This is a genomic window from Streptoalloteichus tenebrarius (assembly GCF_024171885.1).
Taxonomy (GTDB): Bacteria; Actinomycetota; Actinomycetes; order Mycobacteriales; family Pseudonocardiaceae; genus Streptoalloteichus; species Streptoalloteichus tenebrarius.
This window is the reverse complement of sequence record NZ_JAMTCP010000030.1, coordinates 29,694-54,278: the sequence shown is the minus strand read 5'-3', so window position 1 is coordinate 54,278 and position 24,585 is coordinate 29,694. Positions and strand designations below refer to the sequence as shown.

Annotated in this window: 23 protein-coding genes; 8 read left to right on the top strand and 15 right to left on the bottom strand. The window is 73.8% G+C overall.

The features are described from left to right. Window positions 1-98: 98 nt before the first annotated feature. The gene (xylB, locus tag LX15_RS22145; RefSeq protein WP_253671552.1) at window positions 99-1,589 is read right to left on the bottom strand and encodes a xylulokinase; all 1,491 of its coding nucleotides are present in this window, start codon (window positions 1,587-1,589) and stop codon (window positions 99-101) included. A 380-nt stretch (window positions 1,590-1,969) separates the two neighbouring features. Here xylB and LX15_RS22140 point away from each other — a divergent pair, with 380 nt between their 5' ends. Beyond that, complete coding sequence (locus tag LX15_RS22140; RefSeq protein ID WP_253671551.1) at window positions 1,970-2,524, top strand: cob(I)yrinic acid a,c-diamide adenosyltransferase; 555 nt, start codon at window positions 1,970-1,972, stop codon at window positions 2,522-2,524. 30 nt (window positions 2,525-2,554) lie between these two features. Here the strand turns inward: LX15_RS22140 and LX15_RS22135 are convergent, their stop codons facing one another. The 4 genes from LX15_RS22135 to LX15_RS32630 form a co-directional block, all read right to left on the bottom strand. Then, complete coding sequence (locus tag LX15_RS22135) at window positions 2,555-3,847, bottom strand: MFS transporter (RefSeq protein WP_253671550.1); 1,293 nt, start codon at window positions 3,845-3,847, stop codon at window positions 2,555-2,557. A gap of 76 nt (window positions 3,848-3,923) precedes the next feature. After that, window positions 3,924-5,171 (bottom strand): cupin domain-containing protein, encoded by a 1,248-nt coding sequence (locus LX15_RS22130; RefSeq protein ID WP_253671549.1) that lies wholly within the window; start codon window positions 5,169-5,171, stop codon window positions 3,924-3,926. Window positions 5,172-5,202: 31 nt separating this feature from the next. Next, window positions 5,203-6,321: a SagB/ThcOx family dehydrogenase gene (locus LX15_RS22125; RefSeq protein ID WP_253671548.1), complete on the bottom strand. Its 1,119-nt coding sequence runs from the start codon at window positions 6,319-6,321 to the stop codon at window positions 5,203-5,205. A 113-nt stretch (window positions 6,322-6,434) separates the two neighbouring features. Continuing rightward, complete coding sequence (locus LX15_RS32630; RefSeq protein ID WP_301305050.1) at window positions 6,435-6,557, bottom strand: hypothetical protein; 123 nt, start codon at window positions 6,555-6,557, stop codon at window positions 6,435-6,437. 445 nt (window positions 6,558-7,002) lie between these two features. On the opposite strand from LX15_RS32630, the gene LX15_RS22120 reads away from it, so the two are divergent. From LX15_RS22120 to LX15_RS22110, 3 genes are all read left to right on the top strand, one after another. Continuing rightward, the gene (locus tag LX15_RS22120) at window positions 7,003-8,100 is read left to right on the top strand and encodes a WD40/YVTN/BNR-like repeat-containing protein (protein ID WP_253671547.1); all 1,098 of its coding nucleotides are present in this window, start codon (window positions 7,003-7,005) and stop codon (window positions 8,098-8,100) included. A gap of 4 nt (window positions 8,101-8,104) precedes the next feature. Continuing rightward, entirely contained in the window at window positions 8,105-8,389 is a 285-nt protein-coding gene (locus tag LX15_RS22115) for a ubiquitin-like small modifier protein 1 (protein ID WP_253671546.1), read from the top strand. Window positions 8,390-8,461: 72 nt separating this feature from the next. Further along, window positions 8,462-9,325, top strand: a complete 864-nt coding sequence (locus LX15_RS22110) for a metallophosphoesterase family protein (protein WP_253671545.1) — start codon at window positions 8,462-8,464, stop codon at window positions 9,323-9,325. 385 nt (window positions 9,326-9,710) lie between these two features. Here LX15_RS22110 and LX15_RS22105 read toward each other — a convergent pair whose 3' ends face one another. Genes LX15_RS22105 through LX15_RS22065 form a run of 9 tightly spaced genes read right to left on the bottom strand, consistent with a single transcriptional unit; the run spans window position 9,711 to window position 19,661 of the window. Next, complete coding sequence (locus LX15_RS22105) at window positions 9,711-10,877, bottom strand: acyl-CoA dehydrogenase family protein (protein ID WP_253671544.1); 1,167 nt, start codon at window positions 10,875-10,877, stop codon at window positions 9,711-9,713. Then, window positions 10,874-11,299, bottom strand: a complete 426-nt coding sequence (locus tag LX15_RS22100; RefSeq protein WP_253671543.1) for a RidA family protein — start codon at window positions 11,297-11,299, stop codon at window positions 10,874-10,876. The genes LX15_RS22105 and LX15_RS22100 overlap by 4 nt, the downstream gene beginning before the upstream one ends. Before the next feature lie 3 nt (window positions 11,300-11,302). Further along, on the bottom strand, window positions 11,303-12,130 hold the full coding sequence (locus tag LX15_RS22095) for an enoyl-CoA hydratase family protein (RefSeq protein WP_253671542.1): 828 nt from the start codon (window positions 12,128-12,130) through the stop codon (window positions 11,303-11,305). Further along, window positions 12,127-12,888, bottom strand: a complete 762-nt coding sequence (locus tag LX15_RS22090; RefSeq protein WP_253671541.1) for an SDR family NAD(P)-dependent oxidoreductase — start codon at window positions 12,886-12,888, stop codon at window positions 12,127-12,129. The genes LX15_RS22095 and LX15_RS22090 overlap by 4 nt, the downstream gene beginning before the upstream one ends. Beyond that, window positions 12,885-14,072: an acyl-CoA dehydrogenase family protein gene (locus LX15_RS22085; protein WP_253671540.1), complete on the bottom strand. Its 1,188-nt coding sequence runs from the start codon at window positions 14,070-14,072 to the stop codon at window positions 12,885-12,887. Before LX15_RS22085 ends, LX15_RS22090 begins: the two co-directional genes overlap by 4 nt. A 16-nt stretch (window positions 14,073-14,088) precedes the next feature. Continuing rightward, window positions 14,089-15,681, bottom strand: coding sequence for a benzoate-CoA ligase family protein (locus LX15_RS22080; protein ID WP_253671539.1), 1,593 nt, complete (start codon window positions 15,679-15,681; stop codon window positions 14,089-14,091). Between the two features lie 18 nt (window positions 15,682-15,699). After that, window positions 15,700-16,497, bottom strand: coding sequence for a creatininase family protein (locus LX15_RS22075; protein ID WP_253671538.1), 798 nt, complete (start codon window positions 16,495-16,497; stop codon window positions 15,700-15,702). Beyond that, entirely contained in the window at window positions 16,498-18,834 is a 2,337-nt protein-coding gene (locus LX15_RS22070) for an oxidoreductase (RefSeq protein ID WP_253671537.1), read from the bottom strand. Beyond that, a complete protein-coding gene (locus LX15_RS22065; RefSeq protein WP_253671536.1) occupies window positions 18,831-19,661 on the bottom strand; it encodes an LLM class flavin-dependent oxidoreductase in 831 nt (276 codons plus the stop codon). Before LX15_RS22065 ends, LX15_RS22070 begins: the two co-directional genes overlap by 4 nt. Before the next feature lie 73 nt (window positions 19,662-19,734). Here LX15_RS22065 and LX15_RS22060 point away from each other — a divergent pair, with 73 nt between their 5' ends. The 3 genes from LX15_RS22060 to LX15_RS22050 are packed head-to-tail and all read left to right on the top strand — an operon-like array spanning window position 19,735 to window position 22,612. Beyond that, window positions 19,735-20,607 (top strand): PaaX family transcriptional regulator, encoded by an 873-nt coding sequence (locus tag LX15_RS22060; protein WP_253671535.1) that lies wholly within the window; start codon window positions 19,735-19,737, stop codon window positions 20,605-20,607. Continuing rightward, window positions 20,604-21,395 carry a tryptophan 2,3-dioxygenase gene (locus LX15_RS22055; protein WP_253671534.1) on the top strand — a complete coding sequence of 264 codons (792 nt, stop codon included), beginning with the start codon at window positions 20,604-20,606 and terminating at the stop codon, window positions 21,393-21,395. Before LX15_RS22060 ends, LX15_RS22055 begins: the two co-directional genes overlap by 4 nt. After that, window positions 21,392-22,612: an aminotransferase class V-fold PLP-dependent enzyme gene (locus LX15_RS22050; RefSeq protein WP_253671533.1), complete on the top strand. Its 1,221-nt coding sequence runs from the start codon at window positions 21,392-21,394 to the stop codon at window positions 22,610-22,612. Before LX15_RS22055 ends, LX15_RS22050 begins: the two co-directional genes overlap by 4 nt. A gap of 144 nt (window positions 22,613-22,756) precedes the next feature. Here LX15_RS22050 and LX15_RS22045 read toward each other — a convergent pair whose 3' ends face one another. Continuing rightward, window positions 22,757-23,767: an LLM class flavin-dependent oxidoreductase gene (locus tag LX15_RS22045; RefSeq protein ID WP_253671532.1), complete on the bottom strand. Its 1,011-nt coding sequence runs from the start codon at window positions 23,765-23,767 to the stop codon at window positions 22,757-22,759. 319 nt (window positions 23,768-24,086) lie between these two features. On the opposite strand from LX15_RS22045, the gene LX15_RS22040 reads away from it, so the two are divergent. Next, window positions 24,087-24,563, top strand: coding sequence for a DUF1707 SHOCT-like domain-containing protein (locus tag LX15_RS22040; RefSeq protein ID WP_253671531.1), 477 nt, complete (start codon window positions 24,087-24,089; stop codon window positions 24,561-24,563). The last annotated feature ends 22 nt before the right edge of the window (window positions 24,564-24,585 follow it).

Here is a 24,585-nt window from a genome sequence, read left to right as displayed (position 1 = left end):
CCTATGTGGACGCTTCCGAGGTCGTGGGACAAGCCGGTGAACGGAGTTCGCCGCACCCTCACCGTGGTGGCGGCGGCGACCAGCGGCTGACCGCGTGCTCAGCCGCCGTGCAGCGCCTCGCGGGCGGCGGCGTAGGCCCCTCGGACGCGCTGCCCGGCCTCGTCGTCAACGTGGTCCAGTTCCTCGTCGATTCCCACGGGCCAGGCGGGCTGTCGGGCGTCGCCGGACCGCGCGGCGAGCGCCCACGCCGCCTGCCGGGCGGCGCCCAGCGCCACGTACTCGGCCGGCGTGGGGACCGCGACCGGCACACCGAAGATCATGGGCGCGACGGCCCTGACCGCGCGGGACCGCGCCGCGCCGCCGACCAGGAGCACGCGCCGCGCCACGACACCCTCGGCGCGGAGGGCGTCGAGTCCGGCGGCCAGTCCGCACAGCATCCCCTCGACGGCGGCGCGGGCGAGGTTCTCCGGCGTCATCGTGGACCGGCGCAGACCGAACAACGTCCCGCTGGCGTCCGGGAGGTTCGGCGTCCGCTCGCCGTCGAGGTAGGGCAGCAGGACCAGGCCGTCGGCGCCGGGTCGCGCGGCGAGGGCGAGCCGGTCGAGCGCGTCGAGGTCGACGCCGAGCAGGCGGGCCGTCGCGCCGAGCACGCGCGCGGCGTTGAGCGTGCAGACCAGGGGGAGGAACCGCCCGGTGGCGTCGGCGAACCCGGCGACCGCGCCGGTGGCGTCGGCGGTCGGGGACGGGGACACCGCGAACACCGTCCCACTGGTGCCGAGGGACACGACCACGTCGCCGGGCGCGACGTCGAGCGCGAGTGCCGCCGCCATGTTGTCGCCGGTGCCGACCGACACCGCGATCCCGTCCGCTCCCTCGCCGGCGACGTCGCCTGACAGCTCGCCTGACAGCTCGCCTGACAGCTCGCTCGACAGCTCGCTCGACAGCTCGCCCGAGAGCGCGGACGGGGCGAGGACGCGGGGCAACGCGGGGGCGCGCCCGCCGAAGGCGTGGCGGAGCAGGTCCTCGCGGTAGTCGCCGGTCGCCGGCGACCAGTAGCCCGTTCCCGACGCGTCGCCCCGGTCGGTGACCGGCCGGTCGGGGCGGCCGGTGAGGCGCCAGGTCAACCAGTCGTGCGGCAGGAGGACGCGGGCCACCCGGTCGGCCGCGGCGGGCTCGTGCTCGGCCATCCACCGCAGCTTGGCGACGGTGAAACTGGCGACCGGCACCGAGCCCACCGCCTCGGCCCAGGTCTCGGCGCCCAGCTCGGCCACGAGGTCGGCGGCGGCCCGCGCGGACCGGGTGTCGTTCCACAGCAACGCGGGCCGGACCACCGCTCCGGTGTCGTCCAGTGGCACCAGTCCGTGCTGCTGCGCGGCGACACCGAGCGCCGCGACCCCGTCGAGCAGGCCGTCGCTGGCGGTGACGAGGGCGTCCCACCACCGCTCCGGGTCGACCTCGGTGGCGTCGGGATGAGGGGCCTCGCCCTCGCGGACGATCCTCCCGGTCTCCGCGTCGCACACCACGACCTTGGTCGACTGCGTTGACGAGTCGACGCCGGCGACCAGCGTTCTCCCACCCTGGTTCCCCATCGAACCTCCTCACCCGTGCCGGGCCGCCGCTACGGCCCGTCCGCGCCCGGTCGTCTCCCGGTCCCGATCAACGCCCGGTCACGTTCCTGAACAGGCATCATGACCCCTCACCTCATGCGTTCCCACCAGGGATGCCGTTCCTGGGAACCTCCCGGCGCGGTCGCCCGACGGGGAGGAAGGACGCGCGGCTCGGAGTGAGAGTCCACAAAGGACAGAAGTGGGTCGCGCGCTCTGGTTCTTGGGCGATGACTGGCGTGTGCCCGCGTGTGGTGGCGGTGAAAGGAACGGCGGACGATCGGCGGCGTTGGCGAGATCATGGGTGATGCCGATCGGGCCGGCGCTCGATGCCCGCCCGCACGAGTCGGGGGAGGCGCGGGGACATGCGGATCTACACGCGCAAGGGCGACACCGGCCGGACGAGTCTCTGGGGTGGGCGCCGGGTGGGCAAGGACGAACTGAGGATCGAGGCGATCGGCTCCGTGGACGAGTGCAACGCCGCCATCGGCGTCGCGCTCGCTCACGGCGTGCCGGAGCCGGTCGCGGTGGTGCTGCGGACCGTGCAGGACACCCTGTTCGTCGTCGGCAGTGAACTGATGGCCCCAGACCGGAGCGGGCCGGGCGCGTCGGTGCCCCGGCTCAGCGGGCAGGAGACCCGCCACCTGGAACAGGTGATCGACGAGCTGGAGGCGGGCCTGCCGCCGTTGCGCAACTTCGTCCTTCCCGGCGGCGGGATCGCCGCAGCGCACCTGCACTTGGCCAGGACCGTGTGCCGCAGGGCCGAGCGACGCGCCACGGCCCTGTCCCGGGCCGAGGAGGTGGGCGCGGAGGTCCTCACCTACCTCAACCGGCTGGCCGACCTGCTCTTCGTGGTCGCCCGGCACGTCAACCACGTCGCGGGTGTGGTCGACGTGCCCTGGCGGAACCCCGCGCGCTGACCGAGGCGTGCGAGATCGGCGGGGAGACCGTCAGCTTGAGCGCGACCGGTCGGGTCGGGCGCGGCTCCTGGGCGCTTCCTGGAAGGTGGCCACCCCGGGGACCAGCAGTGTCACCAGGCTGGCCGCCGCCACGATGATCCCGGCGACGATCAGCGTGTCCCGCTCGCCGAAGGCGGAGACGGCCGGCCCCACCAGGAGGTATCCCAGGGGCAGCAGGGCGAACGAGCCCAGTTGGTCCAGCGCGAGGACCTTGCCGAGCACCTCGGGCGGCACCCCGCGTTGCAGCGCGGAGATCCAGTACACGAAGTAGAACTCGACGACGAAGCCGCCCAGGGCGAACGCCGCGATGGTGAGCGGCAGGGGCAGCGGGCCGACCAGACTCCACGGCAGCGCCGCGTACCCGGCGAGGGCGAGCATCGACATCGTGCCCCGCCGCGTCGGTTGCCAGCGCCCCGCGACCACCACACCGGGCAACGCGCCGAGCGCCAGCGCGGAGAGCACCACGCCGTAGGCGATCTCCCCGCCCAGCTCGCGCTGCGCGATGAGGGGCAGCAGGGTCAGGGCGGTCGCGGTGCCGGCGAGGAGCTGCACGCTCACCGCGACCATCACCGCCAGCACCCACGGGCGTTCCCGCACCGCCCTGACGCCGGCCGCCGCGTCCGCGAGCACGCTCGTCGTCGACTTCCGGGGGCGGGTGTCGCCCAGTCCGAGGACCGTCAGCGCGGCGGCCCCGAACGTCACGGCCGCGAGCAGCAGGGCGGCCCTGGCGCCGGTCAACGACACGATGGTCGCGCCGGCCAGGCTGCCCAGCACCGCCGAACTCCGCATCCCCGCCGAGACCAGGGCGTTGCCGCGTTCCAGCAGGGCCGTGGGCAGCAGCGAGGGCACCAGCGAGCGGTACGCCGGGCGCGCCATCGCCTCGCCCGCGCCCACCAGCAGCGTCACCAGGGCCAGCGCCGTCAACGGCAACGCGTCGAGGAACAACGCCGTCAGGACGAGCAGGGACGCGCGGTAGACGTCGACGCCCACCAGCAGCCGGGAGCGACGCACCCGGTCGGCGAGGACCCCGCCGACCAGCAGGCACAGGACGAGCGCGAACACGCGTCCGCCGAGCACGATCCCGACGACGCCCGGCCCGCCGCCCTGGCGGGCCACGTACAGGCTCAGCGCCACCGGGATGAGCTGGTCGCCGACGGCGCCGGCCACCTGGCCGACCCAGGCGCGGAGGAAGCGGGGATGGGAGCGCACGGTGCCCCGGCCCGGCTCCACCGCACTGTCCGTCCGAAGTGGACTCTCTGGGTCGGGTTCCGGTGGCGCGCTCATCCCAGGGTCCTCCCAGCTCCAGGAGACACGGGGCCGCGTGGCCGGCGGGACCCGGTGCCGCGTGGACGGTTCCCGGTCACCCTAGGTCCTGTTGGCCCGGTCGGACGCCCGCTTCCCGGGTGAAGTCGCGATCATGGAGGGGGACGACCATGCCGAACTCCACCAGCGCCCGGCCGAGTTCCCCGGCCAGCTCCGCGCCCAGGCCGGCCACGAGTTCGTCCACCCGCAGGACCTCGCCCCGCCGCAGGCCCTCGACCACCGGGGCCGTGGCCGCGGGAAGGCGCATGCGGCGTCGTCCGGCGGACAGCGACAGGTGCTCCCCGTCCACCGTGACGCGGAACCGCGCGCCCGAGCGGGGCCGGTAGGCCACCGGCGGCGCGGACGGGGGCAACACCGGGACGGGCTCCGGCGGCAGCTCCCGGAACGCCTCCTCGCGGGTCGCCCACAGCACGTCCGCCGGGTCCACCTGGTCGGCGACGCCCGCCAACCGTTCCGCGATCCCGCGCAACACCGTCGCCGCCCGCTCCGGCGTCTCCTCCAGCTCCGACAACGAGACACTGGCCCGCAGCCACGGGTCGGCCACCGCCGCGTCGACCAGCCGCCGAAGCAGGTCGTGCCGGGTCACCTTGGACACCGCCACGGTGAGGTGCACGGACAGGGAGTCCTCGGTCCTGGGCGCGTGCATCGTGCCGCGCGGGAAGTACAGGACGTCACCGGGACGCAGGGTCAGCTCGCCGAGCGGCCGCGCGAGGTTCCGCAGCCGCTCCCGCTGGCGCTCCGGCACGTCGAACCACGCCTGACTGGGCAACGGGTCCGGCAGGGGCGGGCTGTTGAGCTGCCACAGCTTCACGCCCGCGATCTGGAGGACGAACACGTCCTGGATGTCGTAGTGCGGGTTCACGCCCCGCGCGTGCGGTGGGGTGATGAACGCGTTGACCCGCACGGGGTGGCCCAGCTCCGCCGCGAGCTGGTGCGCGAAGGCCCGCACCGGCGGGTGGTACCGGTGCAGGGACCGGATGATCAGGGTGTGGCCGTCCGCGATCGCGCGCCGCACCCAGTCGGTGTCGACGTACCTCGGGCTGTCCTGGGCGTCCCCGGAGTCGGCGACGCCGGCCCCCGACGGGCTCAGCTCCTGGCCGTCCCGCACCAACCGGATCGACGTCGCGCGCAGGCCGGTGTCGCCGAGCAGCCGCTCCAGCGCGTCAGGGGAGAACAGGTCGGCGAAGTCCGAGGCGAGGTCCTCGGACCTGTGGTGGACGTGGCGCGCGCCGAAGACCTCGCGCAGGAACTCCTCGACGGAGGGGACGAGGCGGTCGAGTGCCATCGGGGCTCCTCGGTCACGGGGCGGGCGGGAGTCAGCGGACCGTGGCGGGCGGCGGGTGGTCGAAGTCGACCGGCACCAGGCCGGGGCCCTTCTCGGGCACGCCCCCGGACAGCAGGTAGACCGCGAACTCCTCGTCCGGGTCCACCCCGAGCAGCTCCTCCACGGCGCTGTCCCGGAACGCGACCGTCTGGAACGGGCCGAGTCCGAGCGCGACGCAGGTGAGGGCGTAGGTCTGCGCGTAGTGCCCCGCGTCGTACATCCACAGCCGGTAGGCGCGGGGATGCCGGTACTTCCAGGACAACCGGCGCGCCACCGCCGTCGTGAAGATCGTGAAAGCCCCCTCGTAGGAGGGGCCCTGGTGGTAGCTGAGATCGGCGACCACCGCCCGGTCCACGTCCGCTCGGAGCAGCTCCACCGCGTGCTGTCGGGGCGAGTAGTGGTAGAGCCCCGGCGGCACCCCCTCCACCTGGTGCGCCACGAGGTAGCACTCGACCTCGTGCCGGCCGCCGGCCGAGGCGCTCACCCTGCCCTGCTGCACGCCGAAGAGGCGGCCGTCGAGGAACCGCTGCGGGGCGAAGGTGTGGAACAGCAGCGTGGCGAGCTGGTCCAGGGTCACCGGGGCGTCGGAGAAGACGCGGTGCGTGCGGCGCGCCGCGAAGACGTCCTCGACGGGCGCGCGCAACGGCAGCGGCCGGCGCGGCAACATCACGACCGGGCGGTCCGGGTACTCCTTGAAGATGGGCGGCGCGTCGCCTTCGGCGACGATCGACTCCGCCACCCGCGCCCGTTCCGGCGTGTCCACCAGGTAGTTCGCGTCGCGGGCCGACAGGTGGAACCGGTGCGTGAGATCGCCCCAGTGCCGCCAGACCGGCGGGAGGGCGTCCGGGGCGTCCCCGCCGGCGACGTCGGCCTCGTCCGTCACCAGCACCCCGAGGTCGACGAGGTTCCGGACCGCGCGGCGGACCTCGTCCGGTCGGTCCGGTCCGGCGGTGGCGACCAGGTCGTCGAGGTCGATCCCGTCGCCCGCCGCCTCCAGCAGGTCGACGACGGCGCGCGGGAGCCGCACCCACTGGTTGCGCGCCGGCACCGCGACCAGGAAGCCGTCCGTGGTCCAGCGGCAGACGAGGTGGTGGCGGCGGCGAACCCTCATCGTGTCCTCTCGCTGTGGTGGACGGGAAGGCCAGGACGGGAAGGCCAGGACGGGAAGGCCAGGACGGGAAGGCCCAGCCGCGGCGGTCGCCGCGGCTGGGCCGGATGACCCGATCAGAGGGTCGGGTGGTTGAGCAGCGTCATCTCGTCCTCGACGATCTCGATCTCGAACATGTGACTCACCTCGTTCCCTGGGGTGGTTCGTGCTCGTGCTGCCAACCAATCAAGGAAACCCATTCGGGACAAGGGTGCGACCGGACGAATGAGCGGTGCCGCCATTGGTGGGGTCATCGTTCGTTTTTCGTCACGCCGCGCTGACCGCGGTTCGGAACCGAAAGTCCGATGTTTGTGCCGAAGGAGGAGGTGGTTCCCGGCTTCCGTGGGGCGAACGGGTGGCGCGGACGTCTCGCCCGTGACAGGTTCGGGAAATCGGCGCGCGTGTCTTGGTAGCCTTCGCACCCGCGGATTCCGCGCTCCCTCCGAGCCCCGTCCGCGCTCTTCGAAGCTCCTCCGAACGGCCCATCCTCCGGTCATGCCCGCCCCTTTTGTCGATCATTTTCGTGAGGCGGTCCCCCGACGAGAGAAAAGATCTTGTCTTTCCCGGTGCGGGGGACTGCGTCGAAGGGAGTCCCGGGCGTAGCGTGTGCGCCACGACGCGACGCCCTGGCCGGGGGAGGTCGACATGACACACCTGACCCTGCTGGCGATCGGCACCCGCAAGGGGCTGTGGCTGGCGACCAGCCGCGACGACCGGGCGACCTGGCGGTTCACCGGGCCGCACCGGCCCGTGGACAGCGTGTACGCGGTCGCGATCGACACCCGCCGCCGGCCGGCCCGGCTGCTCGCCGGCTTCGCCAACGAACACTTCGGGCCCGTCGTGGCGACCAGCGACGACCTCGGGGAGACGTGGGCCGAGCCGGACCACCGGGCGCTGGCGTTCCCCGAGGGGACCGACGCGGCGGTCGCCAGGGTCTGGCAGCTCGCCCCGGCGTCGGCCGCCGAGCCCGACGTGGTCTACGCGGGCACCGAACCCACGGCGCTGTTCCGCTCCGAGGACGGCGGGTGGAGCTACGAGCTGGTCCGAGGGCTGTGGGACCACCCGCACCGCGGTGACTGGACGCCCGGCGGTGGCGGGATGGCCCTACACACGGTGCTCCCACATCCGACCGACCCTCGGCGCGTCACGGTCGCCATGTCCACCGGCGGCGTCTACCGCACCGAGGACGGCGGCGGCACGTGGCAGGCCAGCAACACGGGGATCCGCGCGCCCTTCCTGCCGGACGAGTACCCAGAGTACGGCCAGTGCGTGCACAAGGTCGCGCGGCACCCCGCCCTGGCCGACCGGCTGTTCCTCCAGAACCACCCCGGCGTGTACCGCAGCGACGACGGAGGGGCGAGCTGGCGGTCCATCGCGGACGCGCTGCCCAGCGACTTCGGCTTCCCCGTCGTGGTGCACCCGCACCGGCGGGACGTCGTCTACGCCTTCCCGCTCGTCGCCGACCTGCGCCGCTTCCCGCCGGACGGGAACTGCCGGGTGTACCGCAGCGAGGACGCGGGCGAGACCTGGACGCCGTTGGCCCACGGCCTGCCGCAGGGCCGCTTCTGGTCGGCCGTGCTCCGCGACGCGATGTGCGTCGACGACGCCGAACCCGCCGGCGTCTACTTCGGCTCGCGCAGCGGCGAGGTCTACGCCAGCAGGGACGAGGGCGAGAGCTGGCGCCGGATCGCCGAGCACCTGCCCGACGTGCTGTGCGTCCGCGCCGCGACCGTCGGGGAGTGAGGACGTGCGCGTCGTCGTGGTGCTGTCCGGAGTGTTGCGCCCCAGCGCGGACGGGGCCGCGCGACTGGAGGTGGACGCGGCCGACGGGGCCACGCTCGACGCGGTGCTCGACCAGCTCGCCGCGCGGCACCCCGCGCTGGACCGCCGGTTGCGGGACGAACGCGGTGACCTGCGGCGATACGTCAACTTCTATCTCGACGGCGAGGAGTGCCGACGACTGGACGGGGCGGCGACCCGGCTCGCCGAGGGAGCCGAGATCCAGATCATCCCCTCGGTGGCGGGTGGCTGAGCGGCGGGGCGTTCGGGCGACCGCGGTCACACGGGTGGCGGGAGTCGCGCCGGCGAACGGTACAACTACGGGATGACTGCCGCCCGTGGGCGGGCCGGAAGGCTGCTCGCCACCAGTGACCTGCACGTCGCGTACGAGGAGAACCGGCGGATCGTGGCGGACCTGCGGCCGGGGTCCGACGACGACTGGTTGCTCGTCGCCGGCGACGTCGGGGAGCGCGTCGACGACATCCACTGGGTGCTGGAGCTGCTCGCCCACCGTTTCGCGCGGGTGGTGTGGGTCCCCGGCAACCACGAGCTGTGGACCCCGAAGCGGGACTCGGTCGACCTGCGGGGTGTCCGCCGCTACGAGCACCTGGTGGACCTGTGCCGGGGGCTGGGCGTGCTCACCCCGGAGGACCCGTACCCGGTGTGGGAGGGGGAGGGCGGCCCGGTCACCATCGCGCCGTTGTTCCTCCTGTACGACTACACGTTCCGTCCCGACGGCACGGCGAGCAAGGAGGAGGCGTTGTCGGCCGCCAGGGAGGCCGGGGTGGTGTGCACCGACGAGTTCCTGCTGCACCCCGACCCGTACCCGTCGCGCGACGCGTGGTCGCGGGCGCGGATCGAGGAGACCGAGCGCCGGCTCGCGGCCTGCGACCCGTCGCTGCCCACCGTGCTGGTCAACCACTGGCCCCTGGTGCGTGAGCCCACGCGGGTGCTGCGCTACCCGGAGTTCGCGCTCTGGTGCGGGAGCGAGCGCACCGCGGACTGGCACGTGCGGTTCCGCGCGGCCGCCGTGGTGTACGGGCACCTCCACATCCCGCGCACGACGTGGCACGACGGGGTGCGGTTCGAGGAGGTCTCCGTGGGCTATCCGAGGGAATGGCGGCAGTACGGCCTGCGCCGGGGAACGCTGCGGCAGATCCTCCCGGCGCCCGAACCGGTTTCGGACTGACGCCTGGCTGCCGGACGTCGCTTTCGGCGGATCGGAACGCTGTTCACGGCCACCGTCGAGTGGTTTTCGGGGATTCCGGGTGGATGGGGCAGTGGGGGCTTGCGATGCTGACGCTGCCCGTTCCCGAGATCCCATTTGTCTATTGTGGACATTCGTTGTGGCTGGATATGCCCGGTGTGGTGTGCGAGGACGGGGATCTGACCCGTGTTCCTGGCGGCCGGGGGTGTGGGTCTGGACGGGTGGTGCGGCGCGGAGTTGTCCACAGGGCGCGGAGTTGTCCACAGTCGGACGTGATGCTCTTGGTCGCTCCTTGCTGGGCGGATAGGCTGGACGCGGGGTCGCCCCCCAGGGCGGGTGGGGGCTGAGCTGGGGTGGGGTGGGGAGGTCAGCGGCCGAGCAGGTGGCGGGCGATGATCTCTCGTTGGATCTCCGAGGTGCCCTCGTAGATCCGGGGCGCGCGGACCTCGCGGTAGAGGTGCTCCAGCGGGTGGCCCTCCTCCAGCGCGTGCGCGCCGTGCACCTGGACGGCGACGTCGACGGCGGTCTGCGCGGTCTCCGTGGCGAACAGCTTGGCCATGGCCGCGAGGTGTCGGACGTCGCCGACGCCCTCGTCCCGCGCGGTCGCGGCCTGGTGCACGAGCAGCCGCGCCGCGTGCACCCGGGTGGCCATCTCGGCGAGCTGGTGTGAGACCGCCTGGAAGTCCCGCAGCGGCCGGCCGAACGCGGTGCGGCTCCTGGCGTGCGCGCAGGCGGCGTCGAGCGCGGCCTGCGCCATGCCCACGGCGAACGCGCCCACGCTGGGCCGGAACAGGGTGAGGGTGGTCATCGCGACCGCCCAGCCGCCGCCCACCTCGCCCAGCACGTGCTCGGCCGGCACGCGCACGTCGTCGAACCGCAACCGGCCGATCGGGTGGGGCGCGAGGAGCCGCAACCGCTCCCCCGACAGGCCGGCGCTGTCGCCGGGCACGAGGAAGGCGGTGATGCCGCGCGTCCCGCCGCCGGGCGTGGTCCTGGCGAAGACCGAGTAGACGTCGGCGTCGGGGGCGTTGGAGATGTAGGTCTTCTCCCCGGTGAGCCGGAAGCCGTCGCCGTCCCGGACGGCCGACAGCTCCAGCGCGGCCGCGTCGGACCCCGCCTCGGGTTCGGTGAGCGCGAAGGCGGCGACGGCCGTCCCGTCGGCGATCCGCGGAACCCAGTCCTCCACGACCTCGGGTCGGCCCGAGGCCAGGATCGGGTGCCCGCCCAGCCCCTGGAGGGCGAACGCGGTCTCCGCCTCGGTGCAGTGCAGGGCGAGCCCCTCCCGGATCAGGCAGAGGTCCAGCGCGGTGACGCGCGGCGTGAACCGGCCGCCCTCGTCCCGCCGGAAGACACGGCCCAGCAACCCGCCGTCGACGAGGTCGGGGTCGGCGAGCGCGGCGAGCAGCGGGCGGTTCACGGTTCCCGGTGTGCCGGAGGCGGCCAGCGGGGCGAGGACCTCCGCCGCGAGGGTCCGCACCCGCGTGAACAGCCCGCGCTGGGCCTCGGTGAGGTGAGTGTGGGTCCAGTCGGTCATGGCCTGGCCTCGTCGGGGCTGGGGTGGGGGATCACGGCGGTGCCGACCAGCTCGACCCTGGCGTCGGGGTCGAACAGCTCGGCCACGCCGAGCAGGGCCACGGCCGGGTAGTGCCGGCCGAAGTGGCGGCGGTAGACCGGCCCGAGGTCGCGCAGCGCGGCCCGGTACTCCGCGACGTCGGTGACGTAGATGAGCAGGGAGACGAGGTGTTCGGGGCGCGCGCCCGCCGCGGCCAGCGCCCTGACCACGTTGCCGGCGGCCACGTCGAACTGCTCGACGACGGTGGAGCCGAGGACGGCGCCGTCCGGCCCCTGGGCGGTCTGGCCGCCGAGGTGCACGGTGGTGCCGGGGGCGGCGACGACGGCGTGCGCGAACCCGACCGGTCGGGCCAGGTCGTCGGGGTTGACGACGCGGTGGACCACCCCTCACCTCCCAGTCCACTGTGGACGGCGACCCTCGGTCCACGCGGCGTGGAACTCCGCGTGGTCCCTGCTGCGCATCAGCAGGGCCTGGGTGACGGCCTCCATCTCGATCGCGCTGCCCAGGCTCATGTCCAGCTCCCTGGTCAGCAGGGACTTCGTCGTGGCGTAGGCCAGGGCAGGGCCGTCGGCCAGCCGCCGGGCCAGCGCCGCCGCCTCCCCGGCGAGCCGGTCGTCGTCCACGACGGCCGTGGCCAGGCCGATGGCGAGCGCGCGCTCGGCGTCCACGGTGTCGCCGAGGACGAGCAGTTCGGTGGCGCGGCCCAGCCCCACGATCCGGGGCAGCAGGTAGGCCGAGCCCATGTCCGCTCCGGCCAGCCCGACCCTGGTGAACAGGAACGCGAACGAGGCCGACCGGGCGAGCAGGCGGAAGTCGCTGGCCAGGGCGAGCACCGCGCCCGCGCCCGCCGCGACGCCGTTGACCGCCGCGATCACCGGCAGCGGGCACTCCCGCAGCGCCTTGACCACGGCGCCGGTCATCCGCGTGAAGTCCAGCAGCTCGTCGGGTTCCATGGTCTGGAGGGCGCCGATGATGTCCCGCACGTCGCCGCCGGCGCAGAACCCGCGTCCGCGCCCGGTGAGGACGACCGTGCGCACGTCGCCCCGGTGCGGCAGTTCGCCCAGCAGGTCCCGCAGGTCGGCGTAGGTGTCGAAGGTGAGGGCGTTGAGCCTCTCCGGGCGGTTCAGCGTCACCGTCGCCACGCCCGCGTCGAGGGTGAGGTCGAAGTGCCGCCATCGGTCGGTGAAGCCGGGGGACGCGCGGAACGGGCTCACGCCTGGATCCCTCCTCCGTCGAGCACGAGTGCCTGTCCGTTGACGGCGGCGGCCTCGGGCGCCGCGAGGAACGCCACGGCGAAGGCCACCTCCTCGGGTTCGAGCAACCGGCCGAGCGGCGACATGCGCGCCAGCGCCGCCTCGGCGGCGGTCTCGTCGCGTCCGGTCGTCTCGGCGATCCGCCGCACGGCGCGGCGCGTCATGTCGGTGCGCACGAAGGTCGGGCAGACGGCGTTCACCGTCACGCCGGTGCCGGCGACCTCGGCGGCCGCCGCGCGCACCAGGCCGACCGCCGCGTGCTTGGACGCCGTGTAGGCGGCGGTGTAGCGCGTGCCCACCCGCCCTGCGGTCGAGGCGACGACGACGATCCGGCCATGGCCGCGCTCCACCATGCCCGGCAGCGCGGCGCGCGTGCACAGGAACGCGCCCGTGGCGTTGACCTCCAGGTGGTCGTGCCAGTCGGCCAGCGTGGTGCGCGTCAGGGGAGCGCTGGCGGCGACGCCCGCGTTGTTCACCAGCACGTCGACCGGTCCGACGCGGTCGAACAGCGTGGTCACCGCGGCCTCGTCGGTGACGTCGCAGACCTCGGCCCTGACGCGGGGGCCGGTCGTGGTGACGGTGGCGGACACCGTGGCGTCCAGGGCGGCGACGTCGCGCCCCACGGCGACGACCTCGTCGCCCAGCGCCGCGAACCGGGCGACCACCGCCCGGCCCACCCCTCGGCCCCCACCCGTCACCACGACCAGCCGCCGGGTCACTGGAACGCCCTGAGCCCGGTGAGCGCGTGCCCGAGGACCAGCGTGTGCACCTCGTTCGTGCCCTCGTAGGTGAGCACGGACTCCAGGTTGTTGGCGTGGCGCATCACCGGGTACTCCGAGCTGATGCCGTTGGCGCCCAACACCGTCCGCGCGGTGCGGGCGATCCGCAGCGCCTCGCGCACGTTGTTCAGCTTGCCAAAGCTGATCTGCTCCGGGGTGAGCGCGCCGGCGTCCTTGAGCTGCCCGAGGTGGTGGGCGAGCAGCGCGGCCTTGTTCAGCTCCACCGCCATGTCGACGAGTTTCTGTTGCGTGAGCTGGAAACCCGCGATGGGACGGCCGAACTGCTCGCGTGTCCTCGCGTAGGACAACGCGGTCTCGAAGCAGGTCCGCGCCGCCCCCACCACACCCCAGACGATCCCGAACCGCGCCTCGTCGAGACAGGACAACGGTCCCCGCATGCCGACGACACCCGGCAGCACCGCGTCCTCCGGCAGACGCACGTCGTCGAGGACCAGCTCGGAGGTCACCGACGCGCGCATGGACATCTTGCGGTGGATGTCGCGCGTGGTGAACCCCGGAGTCCCCCGGGGGACGAGGAAACCCCGCACCCCGTCGTCGGTGCGCGCCCACACCACGGCCACGTCGGCCAGGCCGCCGTTGGTGATCCACATCTTGCGGCCGTTGAGGACCCAGTCCCGACCGTCCCTGCGGGCCGAGGTCCGCATGCTGGCCGGGTCGCTGCCCGAGTCCGGCTCGGTCAGCCCGAAGCAGCCCACCAGCTCGCCGGCCGCCATGCCGGGCAGCCAGCGCCGCTTCTGCTCCTCGGAGCCGTACCGCCAGATCGGGAACATGGCCAGCGAGCCCTGCACGGACACGAAGCTGCGCAGCCCGCTGTCCGCCGCCTCCAGCTCCCGGCAGGCCACGCCGTAGCCGACCGCGCTGGCGCCCGCGCAGCCGTGGCCGGTCAGGTGCATCCCCAGCACACCGAGCCGGCCCAGCTCGGGCACCAGCTCGCGGGGGAAGACGCCCCGCTCGTACCAGCCCTCGATCTCCGGGAGCACGTGCTCGCCCACGAACCGGCGCACGGTCTCGGCGATCAACCGCTCCTCGTCGCCCAGCGCCCGGTCGACGTCGAGCAGGTCCCCCGCCCTCGCCGTGGTCCGCTCGGGTGCCGCCGCGCTCATCGTTCCTCCCAGGTCGTCATCGGTCCTCCCCGTCCGGCCGCTCGCGCAACGCGCGTCGGTCGATCTTGCCCGAGGCGGTGCGCGGCAGCGCGGCGACGAAGCGGACGTCGCGCGGGTACTTGTGGGGGGACAGGCGGGTCCTGGTGAACCGCTGGAGCGCCTCGGCCAGCTCCGGTGACGGCGCGACCCCGGGACGCGGCACGACGTGTGCCCTCGGCCGGACCAGGCCGTCCTCCTCGTAGCCGGTCACCGCGCACTCCAGGACGTCGGGGTGGTCCAGCAGGCAGTCCTCGACCTCGCGCGGCGCGACCCACACCCCGCCCACCTTGAGCAGGTCGTCGGCGCGTCCCCGGTACCACAGGAACCCGTCGGGGTCCCGGACGACGAGGTCCCCGCTACGGACGGTCGCGCCGTGGAAGGTCGCGGCGGTCTTCTCGGGGGCGTCCCAGTACCCGAGGGCGACGGTGCCACCGGTGACCTCCAGCACCCCGACCTCCCCGTCCGGCACGGGTCGGCCCTCGCCGTCGGTCACCTCGACCCGGTAACCGGGCACGACCCGCCCGAGGCTCCCCGGCCTGGCGTCGCCCGGCCGGTTGCTGACGTAGATGTGGTAGGCCTCGGAGGAGCCGATCCCGTCGAGCACCTCGACCCCGAAGGTGGCCAGCCACCGGCGGTGCAGCTCGCCGGGCAACGCCTCGCCGGCGGAGGTGCACACGCGCAGGTGTCGCAGGTCCCGCTCCGCCGCCGACGGGTGGGTGACCATCGCGTTCATCATCGTGGGCACGTTGACCAGGATGGTCGGTCGGTGCCGGTCCAGCAGCTCGAAGATCCGCTCCGGCGTGGACCGCCCCGGGAACACGACCCCGGCTCCGCCGACCCCGAACGGGAACAACGCGGCGAGGTCCCGCGCGTAGCCGAAGAACAGCTTGGGCACGGGCAGGACGAGGTCGTCGGCGGTCATGCCGAGGACTCCCCTGGCGTACCACTCGAAGCTCAGCCGGGGGGTGCGGTGGGGGTGCACGCACGCCTTCGGCGCGCCGGTGCTGCCCGTGGTGAACTTCCAGATCGCCACGTCGTCCCGGCTCGTCGGCGCGGGGTCCAGCTCGGCCGGCGCGGCCGCGACCAGGGCGGTGAGGTCGTGTTCGTGGGCCAGCAGGTCCTCGGGGCGGGCGTTGACGACCAGGAGGTGGCGGGGGCCGCGACCGCCCCGCGCGGCCTCCCGCACGCGGTCGAGCGTCACGGGATCGACGACGACGACCTCGGCCCCGGTGTAGTCCAGGTAGTACGCGTAGTCCCCGGGGTGCAGGTAGGTGTAGACCTCGGCCGCGACCGCCCCGATCTTGAGCACGGCGAACCAGGTGGCGACGAACTCGACGCCGTCGCTGAGCGCGAGCAGGACCCGGTCCTCCCGCCGCACGCCCAGGTCGCGGAGCACGTGCCCGATCCGGTTGGTGAGCGCGGCCAGGTCCGCGTAGGAGGTGCGCCGCACGTGGCCGTCGTCGTCGGTGACGAGGGCGGTGGCCGCGCCCCGGCCTTCCTCCAGATTGCGGTCGAGGAACCAGTTCGTGACGTTGAAGAGCCGGGGGATGTCCTCCTCGCGCGTCACCATCGTCGCCGCCCTCCCGGCCTAGTCGCGCCCGCGCGCGGGGCGGGGGACGTCCCGTCCGCCCGTGCCGCGCACGAGGTCCCTGATCACCTCGACGAGCATGTCGGTGAGCACCTCGAAGGTGTCCTCGCCCTCCTCGGCGCTGGCCAGGGCGGGCGCGCCGCAGTAGGCCTCGGCCATGCCCATGGCGTGGAAGTCCCGGCGTCCCTCCGCCATGGCCCTGGGGAGGTCGACGACGACCTCGGGCAGGGCGCGCATGCGCTCCTGGTCCACGAGGTCGGGCCGGTCGGCCAGGACCAGGGAGGTCTCGTACCGGCCGGCGTGGCACGAGCCCGTGCGGAACTCCTCGGTCAGCCGAGCCGCCCGGCGCCGGCGGGTCAGGTCGAGGTAGCCCACGAGCGCGTCTCGCTCGCGCAGGACCGTGTCCACGGCGCGGTGCAGCGTGGCGACGTGCTCGGCCTCGAAGTGGTTGTTGACTACGACGATGTGCCGGAACCCCTGATCCAGCAGGGAAAAGCAGATCTCCACGACCAGCGCGTGCAGCGTCTCCTCGCTTACGGACACGGCCCCGGGAAAGGCCGCGCCGTAGCGGGTGACCCCGTAGGGCACCGGCGGGAGGACCAGCACCCGGACCTCGTCGTCGTCCGCGAGTCGCCGTGCCGCTCGCGCGCACATGCCTTGGGAGATCAGGGAATCCGTCGACAGCGGGGCGTGCGGGCCGTGGGGTTCGGTCACGCCGACCGGGAGGAGCAGGACCGGCGCGCGGTCGCCGGCGAGCAGCTCGGCGACCTGGGGCGAGGTGAGGTCGGCGAAGAACACTCACCCCACCTCCGAAGACACCTCGGCCGCCGAAGACGCCTCGGCCGCCGAGGACACCGGGGGTGCCTGGGGCGCCGAGGGCACCGAGGACGCCTGGGACACCGAGGACGCCTGGGGCACCGAGGGCACCGGGGGCGCGGACCCGGCCGCGACGAGCTCCCGGTCCAGCGGGCTGTCCGCGAGGTCGAGCAGGCAGAGGTCGGACCGGCCGGCCCCGACCACGGTGTTGATCTCGTCGGGCGTGGTCAGGTGGCCGCCGACGAGGGTGGGCACGCGGGCCTCGCTGCGGACCCGGTCGCTCAGGGTGGTCAGGAAACCGCGCCCGTACGGCGGATCGTCGTGCGGCACGGTCTGCCCGGCCTCCACGTGGACCAGGCCGACACCGCCGGCCACCAGGGAAGCCGCCGCCCTGACCCCCTCGTCGACGGTCAGCCCGCCGCGTGCCCAGTCGGTGACGCCCAGCCGCACGGCCAGCGGGCGTTCGCCGGGCCACCGGTCGCGCACGGCGCGCACCACGTCGAGGGGGAAGCGGAGCCGGTTCTCCAACGGCCCGCCGTAGTCGTCGTCGCGCCGGTTGGTCAAAGGGGACAGGAACCCGGCGAGCAGGTGGCCGTGGGCGAGGTCGAGTTCGAGGAGGTCGAACCCGGCGCGGGCGGCGCGCTCGGCGGCGTCCGCGAACGCGCCCCTCAGCTCGGCGAGGTCGTCCTCGGTCGCGGCGCGGGGGACGGGGTGGAACGGGCCGTAGGGCAGCGCCGAGGCGGCCACCAGCGGCCATCCGCCCTCGTCCAGCGGGATGTCGAGCCCGTGCTCGGGAGGACGCGTCGACCCTCGGCGTCCCGCGTGGCCGAGCAGGAGACCCACCAGCGCGCCCCGCTCGTGCGCGGCGCCGACGGCGTGACGCCACGCGTCGACGTGGGCGTCGGTGTGGAGGGTGGGTGATCGGGGCGAGGTGCGCCCGGCGAGGGTGACGGCGACCGGCCCGACGAGCACGAGACCGGCCCCGCCGGCGGCGACGTCGGCCAGGGCTCGCGCCGTCCCCGCCTCGGGGCCACCGTCCTCTGTGGACAGAACAGCGACGGTCCGCGCGACCCGGTTTCGTACCGTGACGGAACCGAGCCGTAGTGGGGCGAACAGGGGAGGCGGTGCGATGGCGACGGGTTCGCCCGCCTCGCGCGCGTTCCCGGAAGCGCGAGCGGCGTCCCGCGCGAACCACGCGTCGAGCACGCGCATGAAGTCGGGGTCGCGGGCCTCCAGGTTGGCGTGGCTGATCCGGCCGCTCCTGGTCAGCAGGTTGAAGGCGAACTGGAGCGGCGCGAGGTCGGTGTGGTGCTCGACCCGGCTGAAGTAGCCCGCGCTCTCCGCGGCCGCCTGCTGGAAGCGTTCCACCACCGGTTGGCGTTGCAGCTCGTAGTCCACCAACGCCGCCCCGACGTCGTCGTGGCGGAGGAACGCCCCGGCCAACGCCACCGCGTCCTCCATCGCGAGCTTGGTCCCCGAGCCGATGGAGAAGTGCGCCGTGTGCGCGGCGTCCCCGAGCAGCACCACGTTGTCGTGATGCCAGCTCCGGTTCCGCACCCGGAGGAAGCTCGTCCACAGTGAACGGTTCGACAGCAGGCGGTGGCCGTCGAGGTCGGCGGCGAAGAGCTTCTCGCAGAAGGCGATGCTCTCCTGCTCGCTCATCCTGTCCAGCCCCGCGGAGCGCCACGTCCGCTCGGGGCACTCCACGATGAACGTGCTCGTGCGCTCGTCGAAGGGGTACGAGTGCACCTGGAACAGCCCGTGCTCGGTCTCCCGGAAGATGAACGTGAACGCGTCCAGCACGAGGTCGGTGCCGAACCAGACGTACTTGCAGCCCTGCGGTTCCACCGAACTGCCGAACGCGTCGGCGTGAGCGCGCCGGACGACGCTGTGCACGCCGTCCGCGCCGACGAGGAGGTCGGTCGTCGCCGCCATCTCGGCCACCCGCGCCGGGTCGTCGACCTCGACCCCGAACCGCAGCTCCACGCCCAGCTCCCGGCACCGCCGCTGGAGGATGTCGAGCAGCAGCTTCCGGGAGATCGCGGAGAAGGAGTGCCCCCGGGACCGCAGGAGCCGCCCCTGGTAGCGGATGTCCACTGTGTCCCATCGCGCGAAGGTGTCGTCGATCTCCACGGCCGTGCGGGGATCGGCGTCCCGCAGCGCGCCGAGCGTCCCCTCGGAGAAGACCACGCCCCAGCCGAAGGTCGCGTCGGGCGCGTTGCGTTCGACGACGGTGATCTCGTGGTCGCTGTCGGCCTTCCTGAGCAGGATCGCCAGGTACAGTCCGGCCGGCCCGGCTCCGACGACGGTGACCCTCATCCCGCCACCACCTCGGCCAGCCGGTCCACCTCGGCGGGGTCGGACACGGTGGGCAGCAACACCAGCTCGTCGCACCCGGCGGCGGCGTAGCCCCGGACGAGGTCCCTGACCTGCCGGGCGTCGGTGAGCAGCCCCGCGGCGATCCGCTCGGCGAACGGGCCGGTGAACGCGTAGTAGTCCCGCAGGTAGGCCGCGCCGCGCTCGGGGTCGCCCAGCGCGAAGTAGCCCTGACCCCACAGCAGGGGGCGTCCGGGCCGGCCCAGGTGGCGCCAGGCCGCCAGGGCCTTGGTCGCGGCGGAGGCGAACGCTCTGGGCGGGCCGCCGCCGTGCGCGTACCCGTCGGCGTAGCGGGCCATCCGGGTGAAGGCCTGCCCGCTCGCCCCGCCGACCAGGATCTCGATCCCCTCGGGTGAGGGCCGGACTCGGCCGTCGCGGCCGGAGCCCCGCAGGTACGCCAGTTGCGCGGACAGCCGTTCCCCTCGGCCGCGGTGCTCGACCCCGGCGACCTCGTAGTCGTCGCGGCGCGCGCCGACCGCGAGGCCGAGGGTGAGCCGGCCTCCGGCCAGCGCGTTCACCGAGGCGGCCTGCTTGGCCAGCAGCGCGGCGCCGCGCAGCGGGCCGATCGCGATCATGGTGGCCAGTCGCACCCTGGTCGTCACGGCGGCGGCCGCCGCCAGCGCGGTGAAGGGCTCCAGGCTGTCGTAGACCAGCCGGTCGAGCACGGCGACGGACGAGAACGGGCCGTCGTCGGCGCGGCGGGCCCAGTCCACCAACAGGGAACCGTCGGCCCCCGGCGTCGTGTTGGGGAGTCCGATGCCGATCCGCATGTCGACCACCTCCCGCCGGTCGCGTCAACGGTTTACAGTTGACTGGGCTGAGGTGTCAACCAAGAATCACCCCATGGCCGAGGGAACAGCGCTCGTCCGGTCCCCGGGCGACGGCGCGCCTGTCGAGTCCGTCGAGCCCGACCCGGCGTTCGCGGCGCAGCCGCAGGACCTGGTGATCACGCTGCTCGGCGCCCACGTCCACCCGAGGGACCGGGCGCGGGTGTGGTCGGGCGGCCTGGTCAGCCTCCTGGCGGAGTTCGGCTTCTCCGCCGGCGCCGCGCGCGTCGCGCTCGCCAGGCTGGTGCGCCGCGAGCTGCTCGCCCGGGTGCGGGAGGGCCGGTTCGTCCACTACGCGCTCACCCCGCGCGCGCTGGCCGTGCTCGACGAGGGGGACCGCCGCATCTTCACCCTCGGTCGCGGGGCCGGCGGCGACACCTGGACCACGCTCTGGCACGCCATCCCCGAGGACCAGCGCCTGGCCAGGGCGCGCCTGGTGCGCCGGCTGCGCTTCCTGGGCTTCGGCCCCGTGCAGGACGGGGCGTGGCTCGCGCCGCACGACAGGGAGCGGGAGGTCACCGCGCTGCTGGAGGAACTGGGCGTGACCCCGCACGCCGGTGTCCTGCTGGGCCGGCCCACGGTCTCCGCCGGGTTCCGCGCGTTGGTGGCCAGGGTCTGGGACCTGGACGAGCTGGCCGGGCGCTACGCCGCCTTCGTCGCGGAGTTCGGCCGCCCCAGGGACGGCGCCCCCTCCGACCGCGAGGCGTTCCTGCTGCGCACGCGGCTGGTGCACACCTTCCGGCAGTTCGCCTTCCTCGACCCCGAACTGCCGGAGGACGTCGCGCCGCCCCCGGCCCACCGTGCCGAGGCGGTGCGCCTCTTCCACGATCTCTACACGGCGCTGGACCCCGGCGCGCGACGTCACTTCGACCGGGCGGTGACCCCATGAGCGAGCAGTCCGCGGCGTTGACCTACACGTCGTACCTCGCGCTGGACGAGGTGCTGGGGGCGCAGCGACCGCGCTCCGCCGAACACGACGAGATGCTGTTCATCGTCATCCACCAGGTCTACGAGCTGTGGTTCAAGCAGGTCCTGCACGAGCTGGCGCACCTGCAACGACGGCTGGAGGCCGGGGACACCACGCACGCCGCGCACACGCTGCGCCGGGTGCTGCGCATCCTCAAGGTCGCGGTGGCGCAGATCGACGTGCTGGAGACCATGACACCCCGGCAGTTCCTGAGCTTCCGCGCGCGGCTGGAGGCGTCGAGCGGGTTCCAGTCCGCGCAGTTCCGCGAGCTGGAGGCGGTGCTCGGCCGGCGGGACGACAACATGCTGCGGCCCTACGCCGAGGACAGCCCGGCCAGGGCCCGTATCGCCGCCGCGATGGCGCGGCCGTCGCTGTTCGACTCCTTCCTCCGGTACCTCACCGCGCACGGGTACCAGGTCCCGGTCCAGGCGCTGCGGCGGGACGTGCGCCGGCCGCTCGAACCGTCCCCGGCCGTGCAGCGGGTGCTCCTCGCCGTCTACCGCGACGACAACGCGCCGGCGGAGGTCGCCGAGCACCTGATCGACCTGGACGAGGGCCTCCAGGAGTGGCGGTACCGCCACGTGAAGATGGTCGAGCGGACCATCGGCGCGAAGACGGGGACGGGCGGCTCGGCCGGCGCCGCCTACCTGCGCACCACCCTGTTCCGGCCGGTGTTCCCCGACCTCTGGGCCGTGCGGAGCGAGCTGTGACCACAGTGGACGATCTTCGGCGCGCCCCCAACGCGCTCGCCGCGCACTACCGCCGGTTCCGGGTCGCCGACCGGCTGTTGCTCTCCGGGCACTCCCACCAGGCGTGGCCGGACGTCGCGCTGGAGGGTCAGGTCGAGGCGTTCGAGGACGCCGCGCGCCACGTCGACGACAAGTGGGAGCACGCGTTCGCCAGGGCGGAGGAGGTGCGGGAGGGCTACCGCCGCCTGCTCGGCGACCCCGACGCGGAGATCGCCCTGGCCGCGAGCACCCACGACCTGGTCATCCGGTTCCTCTCCGGGCTCGACCTGGCCGCCCGGCCCCGGCTGGTGACCACCGACGGCGAGTTCCACACGCTGCGCCGGCAGCTCGCCCGGCTCGCCGAGGAGGGCGTCGAGGTCGTGCGGGTGCGCACCGACCCCGTGGACACCCTCGCCGCGCGGCTGGCCGAAGCGGTCGACGACGGCACGAGCGCGGTGTTGGTCTCGGCGGTGTTGTTCGCGACGTCCCGGATCGTGCCGGGGCTCGACGCGCTCGCCGCGGCCTGTCAGCGGCGGGGCGTCGAGCTGCTCGTGGACGTCTACCACGCGCTCGGCGTGCTGCCCGTGCGGTTGTCCGAATGGGGGTTGGAGACCGCGTGGGTCACCGGCGGCGGGTACAAGTACCTCCAGCTCGGCGAGGGCAACTGCTTCCTGCGCCTCCCTGGGCACGCCGACCGGATGCGCCCGGTGGTGACGGGGTGGTTCGCGGAGTTCGCCGCGCTGGCCGACGGCGAGCGGCCCGACCTGGTGCCCTACGGCAGGGGCGCGGCCCGCTTCGCCGGCGCGACCTACGACCCGACCAGCCACTACCGCGCCGCCCGCGTCTTCCGGTTCTTCGCCAACCACGGGCTCACGCCGCCGTTCCTCCGCGAGGTCTCCCTGCACCAGGTGGACCTCCTGGCGCGCCGGTTCGACCAGCTCGACCTGCCGGAGGAGGTTGTCACGCGGGACCGTGCGACGCCCCGCGAGTGTTTCGGCGGCTTCCTGGCGCTCCGGTCGCCCCACGCCGGGGAGCTGCGGGCCGGCCTGGCGGAACGCGGTGTGCACACCGACAGTCGCGGTGAGCATCTGCGGTTCGGCCCCGCGCCCTATCTCTGCGACGCGCAGTTGGAGGCGGCCATGGACGCGCTCGGAGACGTGGTGCGCGCGAGGACGTTCGGACAGCGCGGATTCGGGTAGCTCGGGCACACGCCTCGCGCACACTCCTCGGGCACAGGCCCCACCCCGCACGCGCCACCCACGCGGCGGGCGTTCCTCCGCCGCGTGGGCGCGGTGACGATGAGGAGGGTGACGAGCCGGACGGCGGCGCCGCCCAGCGGGAAGTCAGCGGGAACCGAGGTCGAACAGATCCGCGAGCAGCTCGTACGAGCGGAGCCGGTCCGCCGGGTCGTGCACCATCGTGGTGACCATCAGCTCGTTGGCCCCGGTCTCCGCCAGCAGCTTCTCCACCCCGGCGCGCACCGTCCGGGGACCGCCGATGATCTGCGTGGACAGCCGGCTCTCCACGATCTCGCGCTCCAGGCTCGTATACGGGTGATCGGCCGCCTCCTGCGGGCTGGGCAGCGGCCCCGGCCGGTTCTGCCTCAGCCGCAGGAACGACAGCCCACCGGGGCCGGCGATCCACCGCGCGTGCTCGTCGGTGTCCGCGCAGATCACCGAGGCGGCCACCATCGCGTAAGGCTCGGACAGCACGTCAGAGGGACGGAAGCTGTCGCGGTAGAGGCGCAGCGCCGGCAGCGTGTTCTCCGCACTGAAGTGGTGGGCGAACGCGAACGGCAGTCCGAGCAGGCCCGCGAGCTGCGCGCTGTAGCCGGAGGAGCCGAGCAGCCAGACCTCCGGCCGGTTGCCGGGGGCGGGGACCGCGGTCACCGGGGTCTGCTCGCCCTCGCCGAAGTGCCGCAGCAGCTCGCCGAACTGGTGCGGGAAGTCCTCGGCGGACAGCGGCCCGGTGCTGCGGCGCAGGGCGCGCGCCGTCCGCTCGTCGGTGCCCGGCGCCCTGCCGATGCCCAGGTCGATCCGGCCCGGGTGCAGCGCCTCCAGCATCCCGAACTGCTCGGCCACGACCAGCGGCGGGTGGTTGGGCAGCATCACGCCGCCGGACCCCACGCGCAGCGTGCTGGTGACCGCCGCGAGGTGGGCGATCAGCACGGCGGGCGAGGAGCTGGCGATGCCGGGCATGTTGTGGTGCTCGGCGACCCAGTAGCGCAGGTAGCCGAGCCGTTCCACGAGCCGGGCCAGCTCCGTGCTGTCGCGCAGCGCCTGGCGCGCGGTCGAGCCGCTGGACACCGGCGCGAGGTCGAGGACGGACAGCGGAACACCGGATGAGGACGTCACGACTTCGTCGAACAACGAACAGCGCCGGATGCTTTCCGCCCGGCCTCGACTGTGACCGAGGCCAACCCCCTCCGGCCAGGTCGCGCCGGCCGCCTCCCGCGCCCGACGACGCCTCCGCGCGTGACCGTTGTTTCCGAATTGCGGTCGTTTCGACGTGAGATCAGACGGATTACGCGGCCCTCGCCTGCTCTTTCCGGCGTCGCCCCCGGCTCCGTCTGCGACGATGCCGGGCACGTCGCCGAACCCGCGTTGACCTCGTCGGCCGGTCGGCCGCCGGAGCAGCGGACGCCGGCAGGAGTAAGGGGCGGAAGGGACGGAAATGGACAGGGTCTCGGGGACGCGCGCGAGCGTCCAGGAGCGCGAGCGGGCGATCGAGGCGTTGGGCGAGCACGTCCGGCTCCAGCGGATCGACCTCGCCGAGTTCGACAGCCGGGTCGCCATGGCCACCGCCGCGCGCACCAGGGCCGAGCTGGCCGCGTTGTTCGAGGACCTGCCGGCCCCGCACCCGAGGTTCGACGACGACGGGGCGGGCGCGGAGGTCGCCCCTCGGGCGGCGACCGCGCCCGCGACCAGGAGCGGGCGGTCGGTGAGCGGCGTGGCGAAGGCGCTGTACCCGCTGACCGGCGCGGTCGCGCTCGTCCTCGTGATCACGACCGGCTGGTGGTGGTGGTTCCTGTTGGTGCCGCCGTTGAGCTACGCCGTGCGTCAGCTCACCCGGGGCGGGGAGTCCGATCACCCGGCCGTGACCTCGGGGGAGAACGGGGAGGGCCCGAGGAAACGGGAAGGACGCTCCTGAGAAGGCGCGCGAACGCGCGTTC

Excerpts from the sequence above, each read along its gene's own strand:
- LX15_RS22125 (WP_253671548.1), bottom strand. The coding sequence starts at position 6,321 with ATGAGGGTTCGCCGCCGCCACCACCTCGTCTGCCGCTGGACCACGGAC.
- LX15_RS22120 (WP_253671547.1), top strand. The coding sequence starts at position 7,003 with ATGACACACCTGACCCTGCTGGCGATCGGCACCCGCAAGGGGCTGTGG.
- LX15_RS22060 (WP_253671535.1), top strand. The coding sequence starts at position 19,735 with ATGGCCGAGGGAACAGCGCTCGTCCGGTCCCCGGGCGACGGCGCGCCT.
- LX15_RS22140 (WP_253671551.1), top strand. The coding sequence starts at position 1,970 with ATGCGGATCTACACGCGCAAGGGCGACACCGGCCGGACGAGTCTCTGG.
- LX15_RS22130 (WP_253671549.1), bottom strand. The coding sequence starts at position 5,171 with ATGGCACTCGACCGCCTCGTCCCCTCCGTCGAGGAGTTCCTGCGCGAG.
- LX15_RS32630 (WP_301305050.1), bottom strand. The coding sequence starts at position 6,557 with ATGGGTTTCCTTGATTGGTTGGCAGCACGAGCACGAACCACCCCAGGG.
- LX15_RS22105 (WP_253671544.1), bottom strand. The coding sequence starts at position 10,877 with ATGACCGACTGGACCCACACTCACCTCACCGAGGCCCAGCGCGGGCTG.
- xylB (WP_253671552.1), bottom strand. The coding sequence starts at position 1,589 with ATGGGGAACCAGGGTGGGAGAACGCTGGTCGCCGGCGTCGACTCGTCA.
- LX15_RS22135 (WP_253671550.1), bottom strand. The coding sequence starts at position 3,847 with ATGAGCGCGCCACCGGAACCCGACCCAGAGAGTCCACTTCGGACGGAC.
- LX15_RS22080 (WP_253671539.1), bottom strand. The coding sequence starts at position 15,681 with ATGGTGACGCGCGAGGAGGACATCCCCCGGCTCTTCAACGTCACGAAC.
- LX15_RS22110 (WP_253671545.1), top strand. The coding sequence starts at position 8,462 with ATGACTGCCGCCCGTGGGCGGGCCGGAAGGCTGCTCGCCACCAGTGAC.
- LX15_RS22085 (WP_253671540.1), bottom strand. The coding sequence starts at position 14,072 with ATGAGCGCGGCGGCACCCGAGCGGACCACGGCGAGGGCGGGGGACCTG.
- LX15_RS22040 (WP_253671531.1), top strand. The coding sequence starts at position 24,087 with ATGGACAGGGTCTCGGGGACGCGCGCGAGCGTCCAGGAGCGCGAGCGG.
- LX15_RS22055 (WP_253671534.1), top strand. The coding sequence starts at position 20,604 with ATGAGCGAGCAGTCCGCGGCGTTGACCTACACGTCGTACCTCGCGCTG.
- LX15_RS22065 (WP_253671536.1), bottom strand. The coding sequence starts at position 19,661 with ATGCGGATCGGCATCGGACTCCCCAACACGACGCCGGGGGCCGACGGT.
- LX15_RS22070 (WP_253671537.1), bottom strand. The coding sequence starts at position 18,834 with ATGAGGGTCACCGTCGTCGGAGCCGGGCCGGCCGGACTGTACCTGGCG.